This is a genomic window from Burkholderia sp. HAN2018, from assembly GCF_024704855.1.
GTDB classification, from domain to species: Bacteria; Pseudomonadota; Gammaproteobacteria; order Burkholderiales; family Burkholderiaceae; genus Burkholderia; species Burkholderia cepacia.
This window is the reverse complement of the sequence record NZ_QOBB01000339.1, coordinates 1-5,672: the sequence shown is the minus strand read 5'-3', so window position 1 is coordinate 5,672 and position 5,672 is coordinate 1. Positions and strand designations below refer to the sequence as shown.

Below are 5,672 nucleotides of genomic sequence, written 5' to 3'. Positions count from 1 at the left end.
GTCGTCGATGGTCGCGAGCAGCGCGGGCGGTGCCGGCTGGCGCGCGTTCGCGGCCGCGCAGCGTGCGTAGTGGTCGGTGACGCCGGCCAGCACGCGGTCGATCGCGTCGGGCACGTCGCCCGACAGCCGGCGGCGCGAGCGGCGCAGGTCGAGCGCATTCAGTGCGATGCGCAGGTCGCGGAAGCTCTCGATCGACGGATGACGGTGGTCGTCGGACGCGCCGAGACGCGGCAGCAGCTGCGTGACGCGGTCGAGCATCCGTGACGCGTGGTTGCGCTGGTCGTCGAGCGGCTGCGTCGACGCGGAGCGCGCGACGTCTTCCCAGCCCGAGCGCAGCAGGCGCCGCACTGCGAGCTCGGCGCCGAACGGCCGCGTCGCACGCGTCCACACATACGCGAACAGCAGCCCGGCGACGCCCGCGAGGTTGCTGTTCAGGAACACGAAGAAATCGGCGTCGTACGCACCCTGGATGCTGATGAAGGTGGCCGTGTTCACGGCGACGAGCATCGTCACCATGTTGAACTGCGGGCGCGGCAGCAGCGTGCCGATCAGGATGAACGGGCCCGCGAACATCACGACGAGCATCGCGAAATCGTGCACGTGCGGCAGCACGACGAACAGGTACAGGCCCGCGAACACGACGCTCGCGGTCGTCGCGAGGAAGAACTTGAACACCAGCGGCGCCGGCTCGTCGAGCGCGGCGAAGAAGCTGCACGACACGGCCACGAGCGTGACGGCCGCGGCGCCGTCGTGCCACCCGGACGCGATCCACAGCCAGCTCGCGAACACGATCGCGGCGGCGACGGTCAGCGTCGAGAACAGCATCATCCCGCGATCGAAGAAGCGCTCGGTGCCGCCGAGCCGCCAGTGCCGGTAGCGCGGCTGCCAGACGCCCGATTCGTTGCCGATCAGCGCGCGCAGCGAGCGGCAGTCCTGCCAGATGTCGATGACCTGGCGCAGCCGCCACAGCGCGTTCGACAGCAGCGCGCCGTCCCAGCTCGCGAGCGCGTCGTCGGCCGGCTGCAGCGCGGCAATCCGTTCGCGCAGGCGCTCCGCGACCGGGTCGTCGGTCATGTCGCCGTCGTTGCCGGCCTTGACCGCCGGCAACGGTGCGTCGAACCATTTCGCGGCATCGGCGAGCAGGTCGTCCAGCCCGGCCGGCCGGATATGCAGGTCGCGCATCAGCGCAATCAACGGATCGGCGAGCGACGACATCAGCGGCAGGAACAGCTGCATCCGGCCCGCGAGCGCCTGCGCACGCGCGAGGATGCGCGGATGCGCATGGTCGTAGCTCAGCTGGCTCAGCAGGAATTCGAGGCCCGTGATGGTTGCCGCGAGCCGTTGCCGGCACGCGGACAGCGCCTTGCCGGCAAGGTGCCCGGACAGCGTCTCGCGGCCGTAGAACGCGGCGTCCTTGAACCACGCATCGGTGCGCTCGATCAGCGTCGGCGCGAGCCGGTTCGGGAAGATGGCGCTGCCGACCACGCTCGCGCAGACGATGCCGAGCACGATCTCCTCGGTACGCGCGATCGCGACGTCGAACACGGTGGACGGATCGGTCACGGTCGGCAAAGCGACGAGCGGCATCGTATAGCCGGCGAGCATGAACACGTAGCTGCGCGCGGTGCGGTCGGAGATCGCGAGGTAGAGCAGCGTGCCGCACCAGGTGGCGACGATGATCGCGAACAGCAGCGGCGTCTCGACGAACGGCGGCACGAAGAAGATCGCGGCAGCCGCGCCGAGCGCGGTGCCGAGCGCGCGATACAGCGCCTTCGAGCGTGTCGCGCCGACGAACGGGTTCGACACGATGTAGACGCTCGCCATCGCCCAGTACGGGCGCGGCAACTGGAAATACAGGCCGAGGTACAGCGCCAGCATCGACGCGGCGAACGTCTTGCCCGAGAACAGCCAGTCGCGAAGGCTCGGATAGGTCATGACGTGGTGTTGCCGGTGCGGGGTGCGCGCGCGGCGGGTGGGGGCGATTCGGATGCATTGAATGCGTCGAGCACGCGCAGCGTCGCTTCGAGATCGGCGCGCGTGACACCCTTGAGCACCTGCGCACGCAGCACGCGCAGGTCTTCCTCCATCTTCGCGGTGACCGCGCGGCCGGCGGCCGTCAGCGAGATCGTCTTCGCGCGGCGATCGTGCGGATCCTCGTCGCGGCGCGCAAGGCCGGCCGCGCACAGCTGGTCGAGCAGGCGCACGAGCGACGGCCCTTCGATGCCGACGTGTTCGGCGAGCGTGCCTTGCCGCACGCCTTCGCCGAGGCGCCCGGCGATCAGCAGCGGCGTCGCGCAGGCCTCGGACACGTTGTACGCGTTCAGTACGCCGTCACTGGTGCGGCGCCACTTGCGCGCGGACAGCACGAGCAGGCTGCTGACGGCGAGGCGGAGGTCGTGCAGATTGGTCATGGGCGAGATGATAGGGGCAAAATAATTCGATAGCAAACTATCGTTTTTGTCACCCGTATGACACGTCGCGGCCGGCCCGTCTGAAGCAATTTAGGCGGCGTGCCGGCGGTGGTCAAGCCGCAAGGATGTCGGCCCGGCCCGCACACGGCGAGCGCGATCGAATGATCGGACGAAAGCCGTCCCGCGCGGCCACGCGGCGGGGCAGGCGGGTTCGAAGCCGGGAATCTGGAAGGGATTCGGGAAATCCGGCTTCGCGAAACGGCGCGCGGCGTGCATATTGAAGCCGTTGCAAGCCTCCCGGAGATTCCGCACGTGTCCACCCCATCCTCGCAGCCGTCCGCCCCGGCGTCGCTCGACGCGTGGCTCGGCAAGACCGAAACGCTCGGCGACGACATCACCGCGTTCCCGCTGAACGCGCTGGCCGCCACGCTCGACCGCCCGTCGCCCGGCGACGTCGTGCCGCCGATGTGGCACTGGCTCTATTTCCTGCCCGTCGCGCCGCTGGCCGAACTCGGCCCCGACGGCCACCCGAAGCGCGGCGCCTTCCTGCCGCCCGTGCCGCTGCCGCGCCGCATGTGGGCCGGCGGCCGCCTGACGTTCCATGCGCCGCTGCGCACCGGACGGCGCGCGATACGCGAATCGACGATCGTGAACCTCGAGGACAAGACGGGCCGCAGCGGCCGGCTCGTCTTCGTGACGGTGCAGCACCGGATCGAGTGCGACGGCGTGCCGTGCGTCGAGGAGGAGCACGACATCGTCTATCGCGATGCGCCGCAGCCGGGCGCACCCGCGCCGAAGCCGATCGCGGCGCCGGCAGGCGAGGCGTGGTCGCGCACGGTCACGGCCGACGCGGTGATGCTGTTCCGCTATTCGGCGCTGACCTTCAATGGCCACCGCATCCACTACGACCGCAGCTACGTGACGCAGGAGGAAGGCTATCCGGGGCTCGTCGTGCACGGCCCGCTGATCGCGACGCTGCTCGTCGATCTCGTGCGCCGCGAACGGCCCGATGCCGCGCTCGCGAGCTTTGCGTTCCGCGCGGTGCGCCCGACGTTCGACGGGGAGCCGTTTACGCTGTGCGGCAAGCCGTCGGACGACGGCAAGACGATCGAGCTGTGGGCGAAGGATCGCGACGGCTGGCTGACGATGCAGGCCACCGCGACCGTTGCGTGACGGGCGCCGTTTCCGTTCGTCCGCGTCGCGGCAGGATCCGTACGCGGACGACCGGTGGTGCCCGCCGCAGCTGCTCGGGCGAGCATGCGGGCGGGCCCCGGCGCTCGTCGCGAAACCGCTGTAAGCTGCGAGCAGGCCGCGTGCCGTCCTGCCGAACGGTGCGGCGCGCGGCCGACCCTTCCACCTTCCATGCATCGCATCAGGAGCACGTATCTTGGCCACCTACATTGTGTTTACACGTGAAAGCACGCAGGACCAGCACGAACTCGACGTCTACCAGAGCAAGGTCGGCGCGACGCTCGCCGGGCATCCGGTCAAGGTGCTCGCCGCCTATGGCCCGCAGGAAACACTGGAGGGCGAAGGCCCGGAAGGTGTCGTGATCGTCGAGTTTCCGTCGAAGGAAGCCGCGCACGCGTGGTATCACGGCCCCGAATACCAGGACGTCGTCCAGCATCGTTTCAAGGGCGCGCGCTATCGCGCCGTGCTGGTGGAAGGCGTCTGAACGACCCGCATCGGGCGCCCGGCACGACCATGAACACATCGACCCCCGCCACTGCGACCGTCCGACCGCCGATGGGCCGCGCCACGACCGTGCTGCTCGCGATCAGCGTCGTGCTCTATCTGGTCGCCATGTTCACCGTGCCGTTCCGCACGGGCGCACCCGATCCGCATCCCTGGGCCGACGGCTGGCAGGTGCTGCTGACCGGCTGGATGGGCCTTTTCTTCGGCATCTTCGCGTGGCTCGCGAACCCGCTCGTGTTCGCGGCCTGGTGGCTGATCGCGAAGCGCCGGCGCACGCAGGCGGTCACGCTGGCCGTGCTCGCGCTGCTGTTCGGGTCAAGCTTCCTGACGCAGCATCGGATCGTCGTCAATGAAGCCGGCGGGGTTGAGCCGGTTCATCTCGATGCAATCGGCTACTGGTGCTGGCTCGCGAGTTTCGGCATGGCCGCAATCGGCGCCGCGCTGCTGCCGGGGCAAACCGGGACGCGTGCGGCAGGTTGATGCGGGCGGCCCGCATCAGCCTGCCGCCGCCGCTTATCGCACGTGCGGCTGCAATGCGCGCAACCAGTACGACACCGCCACCGCACCGCCATCCGGCGTGCCGATCGCGCGCTCGCCGAGATAACTCGCGCGCCCCGCGCGCGGCGTCATCTGCGCGGTTTCCTGTGCACCCTGCTCGGCGGCTTCGACCGCCGCCGCCCATGCGCCCGCGTGATCGCGATCGTTGTCGAGCGCCCGTTCGAATGCCGCGACGGCCGGCACCAGCGCATCGAGCATCGTCCGGTCGCCGGCGTGCGCGCCGCCCAGTTCGCTGATCGAGTCCACCGCGCCGTGGAACGCCGCGGCCCAGTCGCGCGCCGACGGCTCGGCGACATCGGCCAGCCGGCGCGATGCGCGCAGCAGCGCGGTCGCGTAGAACGGCCCCGAACTGCCGGCGATGGCGCGGCGCAACGCGGCGCCGAGCGCCGCGAGCACGCCGGCCGGCGAGCCGTACGCGGTTTCCGGCAGCGCGAGGATCGCCTGTGCGGCGCGCAGCATGCTCGCACCGAGATCGCCGTCGCCGGCGGCCGCATCGAGGTCCGTCAGCGTCTGCTCATGATCGATCAGCGTCTGCGCGACCGCATGCAGTGCCGGTTGCAGGCGCGCTGCCCACGCGCGGCCGGTCGCATCGAGCGGCGGCAGCGGCGCTTCTTGCGCAGCGGCCTCGGCCACGCGGATCTGCGTATTCACCGCGCCGCCGCCCGGCCATGCGCGCGCCTGAGTCGGCGCGTCGAGCAGCACCGCGCGTTCGTCGTTCAGCCGCAGCACGGAAATCGAGCAGCCGGGCATGTTCAATGCCGACAGGAACGTGCCGGCCCACGCGCGTGAGACGACGATGCCGCGCCGCGTCAAGTTGTCGTGCGCGGCGCGCAGCACGATGGCGAGTTCCATGTCCGGCGTCGCGCCGAGGCCGTTGACGAACAGCGCGACGCGTTCGCCGCGGTCGAGCACGAGATCGGCGACGATGCTCGACAGCAGCGTGTCGGCCAGCGCATCGGCCGGCAGCGGCGCGCGGCGTTCGACGCCTTTCTCGCCGTGGATGCCGAG

6 protein-coding genes are annotated in these 5,672 nt (G+C 70.2%); 3 read left to right on the top strand and 3 right to left on the bottom strand.

The genetic code is table 11. The features are described from left to right. Together DPV74_RS38620 and DPV74_RS38615 are read right to left on the bottom strand one after the other, a co-directional pair. The coding region (locus tag DPV74_RS38620) for an FUSC family protein (protein ID WP_162923266.1) at window positions 1-1,935 on the bottom strand (1,935 nt) is incomplete at its 3' end. Next, window positions 1,932-2,411 (bottom strand): MarR family winged helix-turn-helix transcriptional regulator, encoded by a 480-nt coding sequence (locus tag DPV74_RS38615; RefSeq protein WP_060311417.1) that lies wholly within the window; start codon window positions 2,409-2,411, stop codon window positions 1,932-1,934. The genes DPV74_RS38615 and DPV74_RS38620, both read right to left, overlap by 4 nt. A 312-nt stretch (window positions 2,412-2,723) precedes the next feature. Between DPV74_RS38615 and DPV74_RS38610 the strand changes: the two genes are divergently transcribed. The 3 genes from DPV74_RS38610 (at window position 2,724) to DPV74_RS38600 (ending at window position 4,586) form a co-directional block, all read left to right on the top strand. Next, the gene (locus tag DPV74_RS38610) at window positions 2,724-3,584 is read left to right on the top strand and encodes a MaoC family dehydratase N-terminal domain-containing protein (protein WP_060197414.1); all 861 of its coding nucleotides are present in this window, start codon (window positions 2,724-2,726) and stop codon (window positions 3,582-3,584) included. Between the two features lie 214 nt (window positions 3,585-3,798). Next, the gene (locus DPV74_RS38605) at window positions 3,799-4,086 is read left to right on the top strand and encodes a DUF1330 domain-containing protein (RefSeq protein ID WP_021160733.1); all 288 of its coding nucleotides are present in this window, start codon (window positions 3,799-3,801) and stop codon (window positions 4,084-4,086) included. Between the two features lie 29 nt (window positions 4,087-4,115). Then, a complete protein-coding gene (locus tag DPV74_RS38600) occupies window positions 4,116-4,586 on the top strand; it encodes a hypothetical protein (protein WP_162923265.1) in 471 nt (156 codons plus the stop codon). A gap of 33 nt (window positions 4,587-4,619) precedes the next feature. On the opposite strand, the gene dhaL is transcribed toward DPV74_RS38600, so the two are convergent. Next, a partial coding sequence (gene dhaL / locus DPV74_RS38595; protein WP_119339093.1) for a dihydroxyacetone kinase subunit DhaL occupies window positions 4,620-5,672 on the bottom strand: 1,053 nt, incomplete at its 5' end.

Coding starts and splice junctions, on each gene's coding strand:
- DPV74_RS38600 (WP_162923265.1), top strand. CDS start 4,116: ATGAACACATCGACCCCCGCCACTGCGACCGTCCGACCGCCGATGGGC.
- DPV74_RS38615 (WP_060311417.1), bottom strand. CDS start 2,411: ATGACCAATCTGCACGACCTCCGCCTCGCCGTCAGCAGCCTGCTCGTG.